Annotated in this window: 15 protein-coding genes; 9 read left to right on the top strand and 6 right to left on the bottom strand. The window is 38.7% G+C overall.

What is annotated here, in order from left to right; all coding sequences use genetic code 11:
• The 4 genes from D8837_RS07755 to D8837_RS07770 all read left to right on the top strand — a co-directional run.
• A partial coding sequence (locus D8837_RS07755) for a DUF1919 domain-containing protein (protein ID WP_260468887.1) occupies nucleotides 1–1,183 on the top strand: 1,183 nt, incomplete at its 5' end.
• A gap of 103 nt (nucleotides 1,184–1,286) precedes the next feature.
• On the top strand, nucleotides 1,287–3,416 hold the full coding sequence (locus D8837_RS07760) for a Tex family protein (RefSeq protein WP_125456697.1): 2,130 nt from the start codon (nucleotides 1,287–1,289) through the stop codon (nucleotides 3,414–3,416).
• On the top strand, nucleotides 3,403–3,852 hold the full coding sequence (locus D8837_RS07765; RefSeq protein WP_049510523.1) for a SprT family protein: 450 nt from the start codon (nucleotides 3,403–3,405) through the stop codon (nucleotides 3,850–3,852). Before D8837_RS07760 ends, D8837_RS07765 begins: the two co-directional genes overlap by 14 nt.
• Before the next feature lie 58 nt (nucleotides 3,853–3,910).
• Nucleotides 3,911–4,183 carry a PspC domain-containing protein gene (locus tag D8837_RS07770; protein ID WP_001085044.1) on the top strand — a complete coding sequence of 91 codons (273 nt, stop codon included), beginning with the start codon at nucleotides 3,911–3,913 and terminating at the stop codon, nucleotides 4,181–4,183.
• A gap of 99 nt (nucleotides 4,184–4,282) precedes the next feature.
• Here D8837_RS07770 and D8837_RS07775 read toward each other — a convergent pair whose 3' ends face one another.
• The gene (locus D8837_RS07775) at nucleotides 4,283–4,933 is read right to left on the bottom strand and encodes an ABC transporter ATP-binding protein (protein WP_094753122.1); all 651 of its coding nucleotides are present in this window, start codon (nucleotides 4,931–4,933) and stop codon (nucleotides 4,283–4,285) included.
• A 1-nt stretch (nucleotide 4,934) separates the two neighbouring features.
• Complete coding sequence (locus D8837_RS07780; protein ID WP_125456698.1) at nucleotides 4,935–6,929, bottom strand: DUF1430 domain-containing protein; 1,995 nt, start codon at nucleotides 6,927–6,929, stop codon at nucleotides 4,935–4,937.
• A gap of 443 nt (nucleotides 6,930–7,372) precedes the next feature.
• On the opposite strand from D8837_RS07780, the gene D8837_RS07785 reads away from it, so the two are divergent.
• Together D8837_RS07785 and D8837_RS07790 are read left to right on the top strand one after the other, a co-directional pair.
• Nucleotides 7,373–8,131 (top strand): ABC transporter ATP-binding protein, encoded by a 759-nt coding sequence (locus D8837_RS07785; protein WP_000173358.1) that lies wholly within the window; start codon nucleotides 7,373–7,375, stop codon nucleotides 8,129–8,131.
• A 1-nt stretch (nucleotide 8,132) separates the two neighbouring features.
• On the top strand, nucleotides 8,133–10,121 hold the full coding sequence (locus D8837_RS07790; protein ID WP_125456699.1) for an ABC transporter permease: 1,989 nt from the start codon (nucleotides 8,133–8,135) through the stop codon (nucleotides 10,119–10,121).
• Between the two features lie 42 nt (nucleotides 10,122–10,163).
• Here the strand turns inward: D8837_RS07790 and D8837_RS07795 are convergent, their stop codons facing one another.
• A complete protein-coding gene (locus tag D8837_RS07795; RefSeq protein WP_000005264.1) occupies nucleotides 10,164–10,859 on the bottom strand; it encodes a VIT1/CCC1 transporter family protein in 696 nt (231 codons plus the stop codon).
• A 229-nt stretch (nucleotides 10,860–11,088) separates the two neighbouring features.
• On the opposite strand from D8837_RS07795, the gene D8837_RS07800 reads away from it, so the two are divergent.
• From D8837_RS07800 to ftsY, 3 genes are read left to right on the top strand one after another with little or no spacing between them, the layout of a single operon-like run.
• Complete coding sequence (locus tag D8837_RS07800) at nucleotides 11,089–11,880, top strand: Cof-type HAD-IIB family hydrolase (protein ID WP_125456700.1); 792 nt, start codon at nucleotides 11,089–11,091, stop codon at nucleotides 11,878–11,880.
• Complete coding sequence (locus D8837_RS07805) at nucleotides 11,880–12,698, top strand: Cof-type HAD-IIB family hydrolase (protein WP_125456701.1); 819 nt, start codon at nucleotides 11,880–11,882, stop codon at nucleotides 12,696–12,698. The genes D8837_RS07800 and D8837_RS07805 overlap by 1 nt, the downstream gene beginning before the upstream one ends.
• A gap of 3 nt (nucleotides 12,699–12,701) precedes the next feature.
• Nucleotides 12,702–13,991, top strand: coding sequence for a signal recognition particle-docking protein FtsY (gene ftsY, locus D8837_RS07810; RefSeq protein WP_125456702.1), 1,290 nt, complete (start codon nucleotides 12,702–12,704; stop codon nucleotides 13,989–13,991).
• A gap of 41 nt (nucleotides 13,992–14,032) precedes the next feature.
• On the opposite strand, the gene zwf is transcribed toward ftsY, so the two are convergent.
• From zwf to D8837_RS07825, 3 genes are all read right to left on the bottom strand, one after another.
• A complete protein-coding gene (zwf, locus tag D8837_RS07815) occupies nucleotides 14,033–15,520 on the bottom strand; it encodes a glucose-6-phosphate dehydrogenase (RefSeq protein ID WP_125456703.1) in 1,488 nt (495 codons plus the stop codon).
• Nucleotides 15,521–15,670: 150 nt separating this feature from the next.
• Nucleotides 15,671–16,411 (bottom strand): amino acid ABC transporter ATP-binding protein, encoded by a 741-nt coding sequence (locus tag D8837_RS07820; RefSeq protein ID WP_125456704.1) that lies wholly within the window; start codon nucleotides 16,409–16,411, stop codon nucleotides 15,671–15,673.
• A complete protein-coding gene (locus D8837_RS07825) occupies nucleotides 16,411–18,576 on the bottom strand; it encodes an ABC transporter substrate-binding protein/permease (protein ID WP_125456705.1) in 2,166 nt (721 codons plus the stop codon). The genes D8837_RS07820 and D8837_RS07825 overlap by 1 nt, the downstream gene beginning before the upstream one ends.
• Nucleotides 18,577–18,714 lie beyond the last annotated feature (138 nt).

Below are 18,714 nucleotides of genomic sequence, written 5' to 3' on the forward strand. Positions count from 1 at the left end.
GTCTGATATGATTACAGGAGATTATATTACATTTCTATCTTCAAACGATTCATTATTTGATTGGACATTTGAAAAGATGTATCACGCGATAAAATTATCTGATTCTGATGTTGTTCTTGGTAATTTTGCTGATCTGGTAGATGGAGTATTTTATTTTTATCCTTGGGGAGATAATTGGCTGACAGAAAACTTAACGAATTATCAAGTTTTACAAAAGATGGATGATACAGATAATCGGATTAGAAAACAATATTGTTCATTGTTCGGAAAATTATTCAATAGTAAACTTTTACGAAAAATAAAGCAATTTGATATAAACAACCTTATTTGGAGACTTTATATTCAATCTCAAACTGCAACTTATATTAATTTCCCGACATATATTTATAAACCTGTTGTAGATGCTAAACCTCTCAAAGATTCCTATAAAACAATATTAGAAAATTATGAAAGTAGAATCAAAGATTGCTCCGCCTTAGAAAACTTTGATATAGAAATATCAAAAAAACAGTATATTCAAGAATTGGCAAATTTTAGTGCTTGGTTAAAAAATGACGGTGAACATTTAGACTCTGAAATTGTTTATCATAAGTTGATAGCTGCAGAGAAAGGAATTTTACCTTTCCTTGACCTTGATAGATTAGATTTCACGATTGTAAGTAATAATTGTGTTGGAGGATTAATCTATAAACAACTTGGCTTTCAATATAGAACACCTTTTGTCGGTTTATTTATTCTTCCTGATGATTACTATAAACTTACAAAGGATTTTCGTTACTATATGGAAAAAGAACTTGTTTTCGAAGAGGAGCTTATTTCACCGAGCTGGACTCATGAAGTTTATCCTTTAGGGCATTTAGGAGATATAGATATTCATTTTCTACATTATTCTAGTATTGAGGAAGCCAGAACTAAGTGGGAAAAAAGAAAAAAACGTATAGTTTGGGATAATATCTATTTTAAATTTGATAATAAAGATTCAGCTAGTGAGGAAATTTTAAGTAAGATGGATAATCTTCCCTATTTTAACAAATTAATTTTAGTCAATCGTCCATATAAAAATTTAAAAAGTCAGTGTGTTATTCCAGATCAGGAACATCTTCCAGAACTAGCTATTATGCCTGATCCATTAAATACTTTTGATATTATGGCCTGGTTAAAAAAAGGTGGCAATGCTATCTAAGTAGAAGTTCTTGTGCTATAGAATATAAATCCATTCCCCACGTATTGTTTTTAAACATTGTGTGAGCTAATTTGAAATGTTTAGCTTGTGGTATAATAGATTCATGGATAAAAAATATGAAAAAATCTCCCAAGATTTGGGAGTGACTTTAAAGCAAATTGATACCGTTCTAAGTTTGACTGCCGAAGGGGCGACTATTCCCTTTATCGCGCGTTATCGCAAGGACATGACTGGTAGTCTGGATGAGGTGGCGATTAAGGCCATTATTGACTTGGATAAAAGTCTGACAAATCTCAACGACCGTAAGGAAGCTGTTTTGGCTAAGATTCAAGAACAAGGCAAGCTGACCAAGGAGTTGGAAGAAGCTATCTTAGCTGCCGAAAAATTAGCAGACGTAGAAGAACTCTATCTTCCATACAAGGAAAAACGTCGGACTAAGGCAACCATTGCCCGTGAAGCCGGACTTTTCCCACTTGCTCGCTTAATCTTGCAAAATGTAGCGGACTTAGAAAAAGAGGCTGAGAAGTTTGTCTGTGAAGGATTTGCGACTGGTAAGGAAGCCTTGGCCGGTGCAGTTGACATTTTGGTTGAAGCCTTATCAGAAGATGTGACCTTGCGTTCCATGACTTATCAGGAAGTGCTGAGACACTCTAAACTTACTTCCCAAGTCAAGGATGAAAGTCTTGATGAAAAGCAGATTTTTCAGATTTATTATGATTTTTCAGAGACGGTTGGCAATATGCAAGGCTATCGAACCTTGGCCCTCAATCGTGGGGAGAAGTTAGGTGTCTTGAAGGTAGGTTTTGAACATGCGACGGACCGCATTCTAGCTTTCTTTGCTACTCGTTTCAAGGTGAAAAACGCCTATATTGATGAAGTAGTTCAGCAATCTGTTAAAAAGAAAGTCTTGCCTGCTATTGAGCGACGCATTCGGACAGAATTGACTGAGAGGGCAGAAGAAGGAGCTATCCAACTCTTTTCTGACAACCTGCGAAATCTTCTCTTGGTTGCTCCGCTGAAAGGGCGCGTGGTTCTTGGATTTGACCCTGCCTTTCGTACAGGTGCCAAGCTAGCTGTCGTTGATGCTACAGGAAAAATGCTGACGACTCAGGTCATTTATCCTGTAAAACCAGCCTCTGCTCGACAAATCGAAGAAGCTAAGAAAGATCTGGCAGACTTGATTGGTCAATACGGTGTAGAAATCATTGCTATCGGAAATGGAACGGCCAGTCGTGAAAGTGAAGCCTTTGTGGCGGATGTTCTGAAAGATTTTCCTGAAGTCAGCTATGTTATCGTCAATGAAAGTGGCGCTTCGGTCTATTCTGCCAGTGAACTTGCTCGTCAGGAGTTCCCAGACTTGACCGTTGAAAAACGCTCTGCCATCTCTATCGCCCGTCGTTTGCAAGATCCCCTTGCTGAATTGGTTAAAATCGATCCTAAGTCAATCGGTGTCGGCCAATACCAGCATGATGTCAGTCAGAAGAAACTATCTGAAAGTCTGGACTTTGTCGTGGATACGGTGGTTAACCAAGTCGGTGTCAATGTCAATACGGCCAGCCCAGCTCTTCTTTCCCACGTAGCTGGACTTAATAAAACCATTTCTGAAAATATCGTCAAATACCGTGAGGAAGAAGGAAAAATCACTTCACGCTCCCAAATCAAGAAAGTTCCTCGTCTGGGAGCTAAGGCCTTTGAGCAGGCAGCTGGTTTCCTCCGTATCCCAGAAAGTAGCAATATCCTTGATAATACAGGAGTTCACCCAGAAAATTACGCTGCCGTTAAGGAACTCTTCAAACGCTTAGACATCAAGGATCTGAATGAAGAAGCCCAAAGCAAACTCAAGTCCCTTTCTGTCAAGGAAATGGCGCAAGAACTAGAACTTGGTCCAGAAACCCTTAAAGATATCATTGCTGACCTTCTCAAACCAGGTCGAGATTTCCGTGATTCCTTTGACGCACCTGTGCTTCGCCAAGATGTCCTAGATATCAAGGATCTAGTGGTTGGTCAGAAGCTAGAGGGTGTGGTGCGTAATGTAGTTGACTTTGGTGCCTTCGTTGACATTGGAATTCACGAAGACGGTCTGATTCATATTTCCCATATGAGTCGGAAGTTTATCAAGCATCCCAGCCAAGTGGTATCCGTTGGTGATTTGGTAACGGTTTGGGTTAAGAAAATTGATACTGAACGTGAAAAAGTCAATCTGTCGCTTCTAGCTCCAAATGAAACTGACTGATTACGTTAAGCAGGTTTCACTAGGAGACTTCGGTAGACCTTTTATCCATCAAGCTCAGTGGAATTCTCGTCTACGTTCGACAGGTGGGCGATTTTTCCCCAAAGATGGGCATTTGGATTTTAATCCCAAGGTTTATCAGGAACTGGGTTTAGACGTTTTTAGGAAAATTGTTCGCCATGAACTCTGTCACTATCACCTCTATTTTCAAGGGAAGGGCTATCAACACAAGGATCGGGATTTTAAGGAACTGTTGAAAGCAGTGGATGGATTACGCTTTGTTCCAACCTTGCCCAATAGCCACTCTAAACCACTCAAGCTTTATCGTTGCCAATCCTGCCAGCAAAGGTATCAGCGCAAGAGAAGGATTGATACTAAACGCTATCGCTGTGGAGTTTGTCGAGGTAAATTGCTACTAGTAAATCAGCCTGAGGACTGATGAAAGCCGAGCCTACCCGTGATATACTATGTCTAACCTAGCAGAAAGAGGAAATATCATGAACAGTAAATTTTATAAAATGAGACGAAATCGCATGATTTCAGGAGTTTTGGCAGGTCTGTCAGACAAGTGGAACTTTGATGTTACTCTTGTTCGTTTTCTGTTTGCCATTTTTACAGTTGCAAACTTTGGACTTGGCGTGATTATCTATATCATCCTAGCTTCTATCATGCCTACCAAGGAAGAAATCGAAGCAGAAATGTACGGAACAGGCCCACGAAAACGCAAAGAAGCCCAAGCCATTGACGATAATGAAGGCTGGTTTTGGTGAGGTAAATAAGGAAATATTTATTATTTGCACTATTTAAAAGAAGTGACATAAATGACTGAAAATCCCTTGTTGCTATTTAGCGACAAGGGATTTTGGTATTTAATTATAATCTGTTTCGTCTTTAGAAAGACGAATTACCTGATCAGCCATTTTCCAAATACTAGGATTGTGAGTTGCGATGATGATTGTTCTATTAGCATTGCGAAGTTCAAGGAGAAGTTCCATAATTTCCTTGGAATTTTTAGGATCTAGTGAGGCGGTTGGTTCATCAGCTAGAATTAAAGGAGGATTTTTTAGGATAATCTTGGCAAGTGCTACGCGTTGAGCTTCACCACCAGATAATTCATAGATTTTTTGGTTGAGACTTAGATAATCCAGTCTTACAGCTTGCAGTGCTTGAAGAAAAAGTCTCTCTTTTTCTTGTTTCTTGTTCTTTTTTTTACCAATCATTCCCAGCTCAAGGTTTTCTCGAATGGTCTGACTTTCTAATAGTCCAAAGTTCTGGAAGAGATAGCCTAGTTCATTACGATAATATTCCTCATTTTTTATTGAAGTCAAAGGATTTCCTTTGTAAAATATTTCCCCTTTGTCGAAAGTTTCTAGTTTTGCTAGCATATTCAGCAAAGTGGTTTTTCCACAACCACTATCTCCTATCAAAGCATACACCATACCACTTTGAAAGTTAAGACTCAAGTCTGAAAAAATGACACGAGAACCAAATTGTTTCCAAATATGTTGTAATTCAATCATACTATCCTCCTTTGATAATACTAGCATAAGTTTTAGTTTCCTTTTTATCACAAATTTTTAATAGAAGAATAGCTAAACTTGAAAAGCTGAGAAATAGAAACAGCGTAATCCATAAATTCTTAGAGATATATAGTGCTATACTACTTCCAATGAAGAGAGCGATTATCTGAGAAATGATATATCTGCTATGTAATTCTAAGAAATAATAGCCAGCTATTTTTTTCAAGAATATGGCTTTGCGAAAGGCTTCAAAATAGAGTAGGTTTAAACTTGTAAACAGCAAAATTGAAGTCAAAATAGCAAATATAGCACTCGCTAAATTACTATAAATTTCGATTTTAATTTTTTGATTTAACTGGAGATAAGTTTCCCTAGCAGATGATAGCCCAGACANCATATGATCAAGTTGATAGTACTTCAAAAGTTCTTGTGTTTGCTGTAAATCGGTAAAATAGTGATATTCTAGATTCGTAAACCAAAATATAGAAGAATCTTTTCCAAGTGCCTTAGGAGAAACTACGATAAAAATAGGGGTTGACAACCATTGATCATAAGAAATATGGGTAGTATTATAAATGAATACATCTTTTTTTTGATCAGTATAAGTTATATTAACTTCGACACTATGCTTTGTATCACTACTGTATAATCGATTAGTTAAATCTTCTTGTATGTTTTGTTTTATTTGTTCCTCATTTTTCTTTTGTTCTTGAGGTAGTATTACAAGAACCTGTCCATCTTTTAGATTATTGATTTTTTTAAAGGTTTCTGATGTTAACTCTATACCTTCTTTTTTGAAGTAGTCAGGTGTTACATAGAGAATATTTTTCCCTTCCAAGTCATAGGGATTTTGTTCAGAATCATTATGAGTTGAAAGAGAATGTTTTATAGCTTGAATAGCGAGATTATGTTTGACTAGAAAGGCATTTCCATTTTCTAAAGAATATTGAATAAAGTCAAACCATTTATTAGCATTCATTTTGAGTTCATCTATATTTTTTCTTTGACTTGAACGACCTGTTTGAAGATTAACAATATTGGAGTGTTGTTTCCAAGTAGCTTGTCCAGCCTCATTTTTCATAAATATATGATGATCAATGGACAAGCGCCCAAATCCTACAATAACTAATAAGATAGACAGAGCTTGACCAAAGTAAAGAATACGTAAAATTGACTTAATTGGTAATTTTCCTTTAATGATTGAGATAAGATGAACTCTTTTCAAAGAAATAGTAAAAAGAAAAGCGATGAGAAGACTTAGCAAGAGAAGCAGGCTATTATAAAAAATAAATAGTATTACTAAAAAAGTCTGAATTTCATAAGGATAGCCTAGGTAAATTACTAAAATACTAGCTATTAGGAAAGCAGGCAAGCCGAAAAGAAGGATATCAAGTCCGTCTCTTATGATAGAACGAAAGAAGAGATTTCTGAGACGTTCTCCATTAATCAGTCTTATTCCTGATTGAGAGAGAGATTGAATCTGTCCGATAACAATAAGTGATAAAAAGGTTAATAAAAAAATGAAAAGACTAGTAAGTTGATTGGGTTGGGCAATGAGGGCCAATACGAAGGAGACTCTATTATTTTCAAATGTGTTAACTTTTTCTAGTCCAAGTTGTTTAAGGTGAATAGCTAATTCTTGATTTGTTAGCGATCCACTGATAATATTGTAATTGTTGAGAAGATTACTTTTATTGATACTTTCTTGACTTGCTTGAGGCATCCAGTCTGGAAGTTTTCCATCTCCAAAAACTTCGTAGTAAGTTTGTGATTTTCCATCACTATCTACTTCCCAAATGGTTCTTGCGATAAGACTATTATGTTCTTTAGCAAGACTATTTAATTCTTCTTTAACGGTAGAATAATCTGCTTGACCGCTTAATACTGCTGCACCTGGGAACAGGATTTGTGGAAGAGAATCTTTCCAAAAGGACAAAGCACCAATCAGAAAGAGTGCCAGAAGAAGATTGCTGATGAAGAGAAATATACGTTTCATAGGAACCTCTTTCTAAAAAGAGGGAGATCAACCTCCCTCTTCATTGCAGTTATGCGAATTATAGCTTACTACTTTTTAAAATAAGCACTAAAAAACTAAAGTTTTACAAGATATCGAAGAAAACCCTTTCACAATTATATTTTACTCCTTTTTTAAAAATAAAACAAGTGATTATAGGACTTCGTATAGTAGATATTTTCAAAAAATTCTCCAATCTTACAAAAATGTAAGATTAAAGTCTCTTTTGTAAGGTTAGGTTATGGCAAGCGGTCTTTTTTTGATGTAAACTAGACTCATAAAGAACAAAGGAGTAACATCATGAAACAAATCTTACATAAGAAAACTAGAAAACCAAGTCAGAAAGAAATCGAGCGCGTTCAACTGGGATGCGCTATGATGCAAACAACATTTCATTTGATGGGATATTAAGAAAGGAGATTCTCATGACACTTTTAGATGTAAAACACGTTCAAAAAATTTATAAAACTCGTTTTCAGGGCAACCAAGTAGAAGCTCTCAAGGATATTCACTTTACCGTAGAAAAGGGTGACTACGTTGCTATCATGGGTGAGTCTGGTTCTGGTAAATCCACTCTTCTCAATATCCTAGCTATGCTGGATAAACCAAGTCGTGGTCAGGTTTACCTGAATGGAACTGATACAGCAACCATTAAAAATTCACAGGCTTCAAGCTTCCGTCGTGAAAAGTTGGGCTTTGTCTTCCAAGACTTTAACTTGCTAGATACTCTGTCTGTTAAAGACAATATCTTGCTTCCGCTGGTCTTGTCAAGAAGACCCATTACGGAAATGATGAAGAAATTGGTGGTGACAGCTGAGAATCTGGGTATCAACCAATTGCAAGAGAAGTATCCTTACGAAATCTCAGGTGGGCAGAAACAGCGTGTAGCAGTAGCCCGCGCCATCATCACAGAGCCTGAAATTCTCCTTGCGGACGAGCCAACAGGAGCCCTTGATTCCAAGTCATCTGCAGCCTTACTTGATGTCTTTGATGAAATCAATGAGCGTGGCCAAACCATTCTCATGGTAACCCACTCAACAGCAGCAGCTAGCAGGGCTAAGCGTGTGCTCTTTATCAAAGACGGCATTCTTTACAATCAAATCTACCGTGGAGAGAAGACAGAACGTCAGATGTTCCAAGAAATTTCTGATACCTTGACTGTCATGGCAAGCGAGGTGAATTAGTATGTTTCGATTAACCAATAAGTTAGCGGTGTCGAACTTGATTAAAAACCGCAAACTCTACTATCCTTTTGCGCTGGCTGTTCTCTTGGCAGTCACCGTCACCTATCTCTTTTACTCTCTAACCTTCAATCCCAAGATTTCGGAAATCCGTGGAGGGACAACCATTCAAGCTACTCTTGGATTTGGTATGTTTGTCGTCACCCTTGCGTCAGCCATTATCGTCCTTTATGCCAATAGTTTTGTCATGAAGAACCGTTCCAAGGAACTAGGAATTTATGGCATGTTGGGCTTGGAGAAGCGTCATCTTATCAGTATGACCTTTAAGGAGTTAGTGGTATTTGGGATTCTAACTGTTGGAGCGGGTATCGGTATTGGAGCCTTGTTTGACAAGTTAATTTTCGCTTTCTTGCTCAAACTGATGAAATTGAAGGTTGAACTGGTCGCTACCTTCCAAATGAATGTTGTCATTGCAGTACTTGTTGTCTTCGGTTTGATTTTCCTAGGCCTCATGTTCCTGAATGCTCTTCGAATCGCACGTATGAATGCCCTCCAGCTTTCTCGTGAAAAAGCTAGTGGTGAGAAAAAAGGTCGTTTCCTACCTCTACAAACTATTTTTGGTTCCATAAGTTTAGGGATTGGCTATTATCTTGCCCTTACGGTAAAAGATCCTCTTACAGCCTTAACAACCTTCTTCTTAGCTGTTTTACTAGTTATCTTTGGTACCTATCTTTTGTTCAATGCAGGGATTACCGTTTTCCTTCAAATCTTAAAGAAAAATAAGAAATACTATTACCAACCAAATAACCTTATCTCAGTCTCTAACTTGATTTTCCGTATGAAGAAAAATGCGGTTGGTCTAGCAACTATCGCTATTTTGTCAACAATGGTTTTGGTAACCATGTCAGCAGCGACAAGCATTTTCAATGCTTCAGAATCCTTTAAAAAAGTGATGAATCCGCATGACTTTGGAATTACTGGACAAAATGTTGAAAAAGAAGATTTGGACAAACTCTTGAGCCAGTTTGCAAGTGACAAAGGTTATAGTGTCAAAGAGAAAGAAGTGCTTCGTTACAGTAACTTTGGTATTGCAAATCAAGAAGGAACCAAGTTAACCATTTTTGAAAGGGGACAAAATCGTGTCCAACCTAAAACAGTCTTCATGGTATTTGACCAAAAAGACTATGAAAATATGACTGGTCAGAAGCTTTCTCTATCAGGCAATGAGGTCGGCCTCTTCGCTAAGAATGATGGACTGAAAGGACAGAAAGCTCTAACTCTAAATAACCATCAATTTTCTGTAAAAGAAGAATTTAATACAGATTTTATTGTGAACCATGTCCCAAATCAGTTTAATATTTTTACTACTGATTACAATTACCTTGTTGTACCTGATTTACAAGCATTTTTAGACCAATTTCCAGATTCGGCTATCTATAATCAGCTTTACGGTGGTATAAATGTAAATATCAGTGAAGAAGAACAACTCAAAGTCGCTGAAGAATATGAAAAATACTTACAAAAGTTTAATGCTCAATTAAACACTGAAGGTAGCTATGTGTATGGTAGCAATCTAGCAGATGCTAGTGCTCAAATGAGTGCCCTCTTTGGTGGTGTCTTCTTTATCGGTATTTTCCTATCCATTATCTTTATGGTCGGAACCGTTCTGGTCATCTATTACAAACAAATTTCTGAAGGCTATGAAGACCGTGAACGCTTTATTATCTTGCAGAAAGTCGGTTTAGATCAAAAGCAAATCAAGCAAACCATCAACAAACAGGTTTTAACTGTTTTCTTCCTTCCTTTGCTTTTTGCCTTCATACATCTCGCCTTTGCCTACCATATGCTTAGTCTGATTTTAAAAGTGATTGGTGTAATAGATACGAATATGATGTTGATTGTGACCTTGTCTATCTGCGCTATCTTCCTCATCGCCTATGTGCTGATTTTCATGATTACTTCTAGAAGCTATCGCAAGATTGTGCAAATGTAAAAAAAGATACCTCGACTTCAAAATCGAGGTGTTTTTTGTGTTCTAAATGCTGAAAAGTTGTCCGAGCAGGAAGGTAACTCCCATAGTCAAGAGACCAATAGCAAGGTTCCGAATCATAGCTGTTTTGGTTGGAGCCTTTCCAAGTCTGGCACTAGTGTAGCCAGTGAGAAGAAGGGCCACACCGACAATAAGGACAGTAGCAGGGATGCGGTATTCACTTGGGAAAATGGTAATTGAAAGCATGGGTGGTAAGCTACCAAGGAAAAAAGAAATAAAGCTAGAGATAGCAGCATGCCAAGGATTGGTAAATTCTTCATACTCAATCCCATATTTTTCCTCTACCAAAGCCTTGAGCGGATTATTTAAAAAGGCTTTGTTGGTCAAGAGTTGAGCAGAGGTTTCACATTCTCCATTTTGGATATAGGCTGCATAGAGAGACTTTTTGGCTAGTTCCATATCTTGGTCTAGCAAGACTTGCTCACGCGCAACGGCTGCTTCCTCGGTATCTTTTTGGGTTGAAACAGATACATATTCTCCACCAGCCATTGAAAAGGCACCAGCTAAGATAGCTGCAAATCCTGATAAAAAGATAATCCAGATATTACTCGTAGCACTGGCAACTCCGATAACCACACCAGCAATGGAAATAATCCCATCATTGGCACCAAGAACACCAGCACGCAGGATATTTAAACGACCTGCAAAATTTGAATCAATTTCGTGATTTGTTTCTGACATATTATTCTCCTTTTTATCCAGTATAAAGGAAAGAGGTAATGAAATCAATCTTTTAAAAGTATCTGAAAAAAGTTGCACGATTTTAATTTTACGAGCTTTTTAAAAGTTAGAAACAGCACTAGCTAGTAGAGAAGGATAAAAGAGAAGCAAAGCTGATAGACTAGTCCTTTTTCTACTTATCTATGGTATAATAGGAGATAGATTTACTAATCGGAGTAAGAAAGATTTTATGATTAAACTAGTAGCAACGGATATGGACGGAACCTTCCTAGATGAGTATGGATGCTTTGATATGGACCGCCTCAAGTCTCTCTTGGTTTCCTACAAGGAAAAAGGGATTTACTTTGCGGTAGCTTCAGGGCGCGGATTTCTGTCTCTAGAAAAATTATTTTCTGATGTTCGTGATGATATTATTTTCATCGCGGAAAATGGCAGTTTGGTCGAATATCAAGGTCAAGACTTGTATGAAGCGACCATGTCTCGTGACTTTTATTTGACGACTTTTGAAAGGCTGAAAACGTCACCTTATGTAGATATCAATAAATTGCTCTTGACGGGCAAGAAGGGCTCTTATGTGCTAGATACGGTTGATGCGACCTATTTGAAAGAGAGCCAGCACTATAATGAAAATATCCAAAAAGTAGCGAGTTTGGAAGATATCACAGATGATATTTTCAAATTTACAACCAACTTCACAGAAGAAACACTAGAAGCTGGTGAGGCTTGGGTTAATGAAAATGTCCCTGGTGTTAAGGCCATGACAACTGGCTTTGAATCCATTGATATTGTTCTGGACTATGTCGATAAGGGTGTGGCTATTGTTGAATTAGCTAAAAAACTTGGCATCACAATGGATCAGGTCATGGCTTTTGGAGACAATCTAAATGACTTGCATATGATGCAGGTTGTGGGATATCCAGTAGCTCCTGAGAATGCACGACCAGAAATTTTAGAATTAGCAGAGACAGTTATTGGTCACCATAAGGACCAGTCGGTTATAGCTTATATGGAGGGCTTATAATGGCAGATATAAAATTGATTGCATTGGACTTGGACGGGACCTTGCTGACTACTGATAAAAGGCTGACGGATCGTACCAAGGCAACCTTGAAAGCTGCGCGTGATCGTGGTATCAAGGTCGTATTGACAACTGGTCGTCCCTTAAAAGCCATGGATTTCTTTCTCCATGAGCTAGGGACTGACGGCCACGAAGATGAGTATACGATTACTTTTAATGGTGGTTTAGTTCAGAAAAATACAGGTGAAATCCTTGATAAAACAGTCTTTTCATATGATGATGTGGCACGCTTGTATGAGGAAACAGAGAAATTATCACTGCCTCTTGATGCCATCTCAGAAGGAACTGTTTATCAAATCCAATCGGACCAAGAAAGTCTTTATGCCAAATTCAATCCAGCATTGACCTTTGTTCCATTGGACTTTGAAGACTTGTCTAGTCAAATGACTTACAATAAGTGCGTGACTGCCTTTGCTCAAGAACCCTTGGATGCAGCTATTCAGAAGATTTCTCCAGAATTGTTTGACCAATATGAAATATTTAAATCACGTGAAATGTTGCTAGAGTGGTCACCAAAGAATGTTCATAAAGCAACAGGTTTAGCAAAACTAATCAGCCATCTTGGAATTGAACAAAGTCAAGTGATGGCTTGTGGAGATGAGGCCAATGACCTCTCTATGATTGAGTGGGCGGGACTCGGTGTTGCCATGCAAAATTCTGTTCCTGAAGTCAAGGCAGTCGCAAATGTAGTGACACCAATGACCAATGATGAAGAGGCTGTCGCCTGGGCTATCGAAGAATATGTGCTAAAGGAGAACTAAGATATGGGATTATTTGACCGTCTATTCGGAAAAAAAGAAGAACCTAAAATCAAAGAAGTTGTAAAAGAAGCTCTGGAAAATCTTGATTTGTCTGAAGATGTTGAGCCTGCCTTAACAGAAGCTGAGGAACTTCCTCATGAAGAAGCAGAGGTTGAAAGTTCTGAAGAAGCTGTGCTCGAAGAAGTGGACAATCAAGAGACAGTTGAAGAGAGTCAGAATTCAGAGTCAACTGTAGAAGTTTCTCAAGAAGAAGTCGAAGAATTTCCAAACTCAGAAGAAGTCTCAGAGGAAGAAAATCCTGAGTTCATAGAAGCTGAAGAAGAAAATAGCATTGAAGTTCTTGAAGCAGAAAGGCCTCAAGCAGAAGAAACCGTTCAGGAAAAATATGACCGCAGTCTTAAGAAAACTCGTACAGGCTTCGGAGCTCGCTTGAATGCTTTCTTTGCCAACTTCCGCTCTGTTGATGAAGAATTCTTTGAGGAACTGGAAGAACTGCTGATTATGAGTGACGTTGGTGTCCAAGTCGCTTCTAACTTAACAGAGGAGCTCCGCTACGAAGCCAAGCTTGAAAACGCTAAGAAACCCGACGCACTACGTCGTGTCATTATTGAGAAATTGGTTGAGCTTTATGAAAAGGATGGCAACTACGATGAAAGTATCCACTTCCAAGATGGCTTGACAGTCATGCTCTTTGTTGGGGTTAATGGTGTTGGGAAAACAACTTCTATCGGGAAACTAGCCCACCGCTACAAACAAGCTGGTAAGAAGGTCATGCTGGTTGCGGCAGATACCTTCCGTGCAGGAGCGGTAGCCCAGCTAGCTGAATGGGGCCGTCGTGTTGACGTTCCAGTTGTAACTGGACCTGAAAAAGCTGACCCAGCCAGTGTAGTATTTGATGGAATGGAACGTGCCGTGGCTGAAGGTATCGATATTCTCATGATTGATACTGCTGGTCGTTTGCAAAACAAGGACAACCTCATGGCTGAGTTGGAGAAGATTGGTCGTATCATTAAACGTGTTGTGCCAGAGGCACCCCATGAAACCTTCTTGGCACTTGATGCATCAACAGGTCAAAATGCCCTGGTACAGGCCAAAGAATTTTCGAAAATCACGCCATTAACTGGAATTGTCTTGACTAAGATTGATGGAACTGCCCGAGGTGGTGTTGTTCTAGCCATCCGTGAAGAACTCAATATTCCTGTAAAATTGATTGGTTTTGGTGAAAAAATCGATGATATTGGAGAGTTTAACTCAGAAAACTTTATGAAGGGTCTCTTGGAAGGCTTAATTTGATGATAAAGAAAATCCTGCAAGGTTATCTTGCAGGAAATTTTTTATTCAAGTCTACCATCTTGACGATAGGCGATATCTGGTTGCCAAGTCCATTTGGCACCGAATTTTTCAAGTAAGTCAAAGCTAGCTTGAGGTCCCATGCTTCCAGCTTTATAGTCATGAAGTGGGGCACCATTTTCAGCCCAGAGCTCTTCGATACGATCAATCAATTTCCATGACGCACCAACTTCATCCCAGTGGCTAAAGTTAGTTGAGTTGTTATTTAGGACATCATAAATCAATTTCTCGTATGGTTCTGGAGAAGCACCAGTTGCGGTCGCATCTGTACGGTAATCAAGTGAGTTAGGAGCCAAGTTGAATTCTTCTCCTACTTGCTTCCCATTTAGGCTAAGAGAGAAGCCTTCTGTTGGTTGGATATAGATGGTCAAAATGTTTGGAGCAAGTGGTTCTCCAAAGATAGAATCCATTTGTTTAAAGACGATGTTGACATGAGTTCCTTTTTCAGTCAGACGTTTACCAGTACGGAAGAAGAAAGGAACACCACGGAAGCGATCGCTGTCTACAAAGAAGGCACCAGATGCAAAGGTTTCAGTTGTAGATTCTGGATTCACATTTGGCTCGCTACGGTAAGAGATATACTTCATGCCATCAATCTTACCTGAACGGTATTGACCACGGATAAAATGTTCTTTAAGTTCTTCATCAGTTGGATGATTGAGATTTTTAAAGACCTTAATCTTTTCAGCACGAATCTCGTCTTTTGTGAAGCTTGCTGGCTTGTCCATGGCAAGGAGGGAAAGCAGTTGTAGAGTGTGGTTCTGTACCATGTCACGGAGGGCACCAGACTCATCATAGTAGCCACCACGTTCTTCTACACCCAAGCGCTCCGCAAAGGTAATTTGAACATTGTCGATAAAGTCCTTGTTCCAAACGTTTTCAAAAATCAAGTTTGCAAAGCGAACTGCAAAGATACTTTGGATCATTTCCTTACCAAGATAATGATCAATACGGAAAATTTGTTCTTCGTCAAATGTTGCTAGGAGCTCGTCATTCAACTTGCTTGCAGTTGCGTAATCTGTACCAAATGGTTTTTCAACGATTAAGCGTTCAAAACCTTTACCGTTCACAATGTTTTCAGACTTGAGGTGTTTTGCGATAGTTCCAAAGAACTGAGGAGCCATAGACAAGAAGAAGAGCTTGTTGTGTTCAGCTTGGTACTTGTCATTTAGTTCAGCCTGCAATTGACGCAAAGCAATGTAGTGTTCTGTATCATTGACATCATGACTTTGATAGTAGAAGTGACTAGCGAACTCCTGAGCCTGTTCGGTACTATCTGCCAAATCAAGGATTGATTCGACTACAACAGATTCAAAATATTCCTTGCTCCAAGGACGACGAGCAGTTCCAATGACTGCAAAGTGTTCGGAAAGATTGCCGGATTTATATAGTCTAAAAAGGGAAGGGTAGAGCTTGCGTTTAGCCAGGTCTCCACTCGCACCGAAAATTGTAACAATAACCTTAGATGACATCTAGCTACCTAATTTCTATTTTTATTCCTAGTCTTGCTAGGTATGAGGAAATCTCATTTCATAAACTTAATTCTAACATAATTTTCCGAAAAATCAAAAAATCCAATACGAGATAGAAAAAAACTGCAAGGAAATCCTTACAGTTTGAGTTTAGACGTTTAAGACCTTGTCCAAGAACTCTTTCAGACGTGGGTGTTGCGGGTTATCAAAGATTTGATCAGGTGTTCCGTCTTCAAGGAACTCGCCATCTGCAGTAAAGATAACACGGTTGGCAACCTGACGGGCAAATCCCATCTCATGGGTTACGATAATCATGGTCATACCTTGCTCAGCCAATTCCTTCATAACGTTTAGTACGTCTCCGACCATCTCAGGGTCAAGGGCAGAAGTTGGTTCATCAAAGAGCATGATGTCTGGATTCATTGCTAGTCCACGAGCGATAGCCACACGTTGTTTTTGACCACCTGATAGGCTATCTGGGTTAGCATTAGCTTTATCTGCTAGCCCAACCTTCTCAAGCAATTCCATTCCCAATTTCTCAGCTTCTTCCTTAGTCATTAACTTGTGCTCAATAGGAGCAAAGGTAATGTTGTCCAATACAGACATATGAGGGAAGAGGTTAAAGTGTTGGAACACCATTCCGATATTTTCACGGACGTGGTCAACGTTAGTTGTTTTTTCAGTTAAGTCATAACCGTTCACAGTGATGTGACCACTAGTGACTTCTTCTAGAAGATTAAGGCTACGGAGGAAGGTTGACTTACCAGAACCCGAAGGGCCGATGATACAAACAACATCTCCTTCATAGAACTTAGTTGTAATTCCTTTTAAAACCNCATTTTTTCCATAATACTTATGTAAATCATTTACATCAATTTTTAATTTTGCCATTAACGAATCCTCTTTTCTAAGCGTTTCGCTAGTCTAGTCAAAAGTGTGATAATTACAAGATAGAAGATAGCAAGGATTGCATACATCTTGAAACTTTGGTAGTTACGGGCAATGATAATCTTACCAGTTTGGAAGAGTTCAACCAAACCGATAGCAGATACGATGGTTGTATCTTTAAGAGCGATAACGAATTGGTTAACAAAGTTTGGCAACATCAATTTAGTTGCTTGTGGCAAGATAATCTTACGCATGGTTTTTCCATAAGAGATACCTAAGCTTCGGCTGGCTTCCATTTGACCAACTGGAACGGCCTGAATACCACCACGAACGATTTCAGCGATATAAGCAGCCGCATTGAGTGAGAGGGCAATAGTCCCAGCTACAAAGTCGTTAATTGGACTTTGTTGGCCTGTGATAGACTCGATGAAGTTTGGAATTCCCCAGAAGATGAAGGCTGCAAGAATCATCAATGGAATACCACGGATAACGTCAACGAAAATCTCAGAAATCACACGAAGAGATTTGTATGGGCTAACGCTAAACATACCGAAGATAATCCCGATAACAATGGCAATAGCAAATGAGATAAGAGCTAGAGCAAGAGTGATACCAAGCCCGCTAAGGAGTTGTTTATAGTTGTTTTGAAGCAAGCCCCAGATAGTTGTCTCATCAACAGTGCTTGTTGAAGCAGTTGAAGACTCACTAGCTAGGTATTTATCAAGAATCTTTTGGAATTCTCCGTTTGCTTTAAGGTTTGCAAGTCCGTTATTGAACATTTCAATCAATTCTGGATTTGCTCCTTTTTTAACGGCAAAGGCTGTTTCACCGATTGGAGTTCCAGCGATTGGAGTTTTCAATTTTTGACCTTGGCTGATAGAATATTTGAGAACAGGCTCATCATCCATAACGGCATCAATGGCACCAGTGTTTAAACTATCATACATTGACGAACCATCAGCGAAGGTTTTGATTTTGTAACCGTATTTGCTTTGATTTTCTGTTAGGAAGGTTTGAGAAGCAGTTCCATTTTTAACACCGACTGTCTTCCCTTTCAAATCTTCATAAGAAGCAATAGTGCTTGATTCTTTGACACCAAGGATAGTATTAGCAGTGTAGTAGGATTCTGAGAAGTCAAAAGTTGCCTTACGAGCATCTGTGACAGACATACCAGCAATGATACCATCTGCTTGACCAGCTTGAACAGCGCTAATCGCTGCATCGAAACCTGGGTTGGTGATTTCAATTTCAAAACCTTGGTCTTTAGCGATGGCCTTAATCAAGTCCATATCAATACCAGTAAATTGGTTGCTTGAGTTTTGGAACACAAAAGGCGCAAAAGAAGAATCGCTGGCAATGATGTATTTAGCTTTAACAGGAGTTGCTTTTAGACCAGCTGCAGTCGTTGTAGTTGGCACTGCTGAAGATGATGAAGCAGTCCATTTCTTGATGATTTTATCAAGACTACCATCTTTTTTCATTTCAGCCAAGGCTTGGTTAAATTCAGTAACCAGATGCTCGTATTTGCTTCCTTTTTTAACACCGAAAGCAAAACTACCTACAGCTTCCCCATCCATTTCAATATGGAGGTCTTGACCTTGGTTGATGGCATATTCGATAACAGGTTTATCATCCATCATAGCATCAATGGCACCAGCACTCAAGCTGTTGTTCATCAAATCACCAGTGTCAAATGTTTTAATAGTAAAACCGTATTTATCCTTGATACTTTCAAGGAAACGTTGAGCGGCTGTTCCGTTTTTAACACCAACAGTTTTTCCTTTTAATTGGTCATATTTACTAATCTTGTGTGACTTAGTAGTTGCAATGACAACTTTTGTATCATAGTAAGTATCAGACATGGTGAAAACTTTTTCACGTTCTTTAGTCTTTGTCATCCCTGCCATGATAGCGTCAGCTTGACCAGCTTGAACCGCATTGACCGCTGCGTCAAATCCAGGATAGGACATCTGAATGTTCCATCCTTTAATCTCAGCCACTTTGTTGATAATGTCAACATCAATTCCTTTATAAGTTTGATCTGAATCTTTAAACTCAAAAGGTGCATAGGCGGTATCAGAAACAATCTTAATCGTCTCTGCTTTTGCAATACCTAATGAGAAAATTGGGAATAAAATTAGCAAAAATGCTAGAAATTTTTTCTTCATTTTTAGTCTCCTTTTCCGAATATTTTCCCATTATATCAGAAAAAGTAAAAAAAGGCAAATTTTTATTTTTTCGTGTTAGAAAATATAACATCTATATTTTCTTTTCCTTCTTGAACTGCTACCACAAAGTGCTATAAT

Origin of the sequence: Streptococcus mitis, from assembly GCF_003942965.1 — a bacterium.
GTDB classification, from domain to species: Bacteria; Bacillota; Bacilli; order Lactobacillales; family Streptococcaceae; genus Streptococcus; species Streptococcus mitis_BH.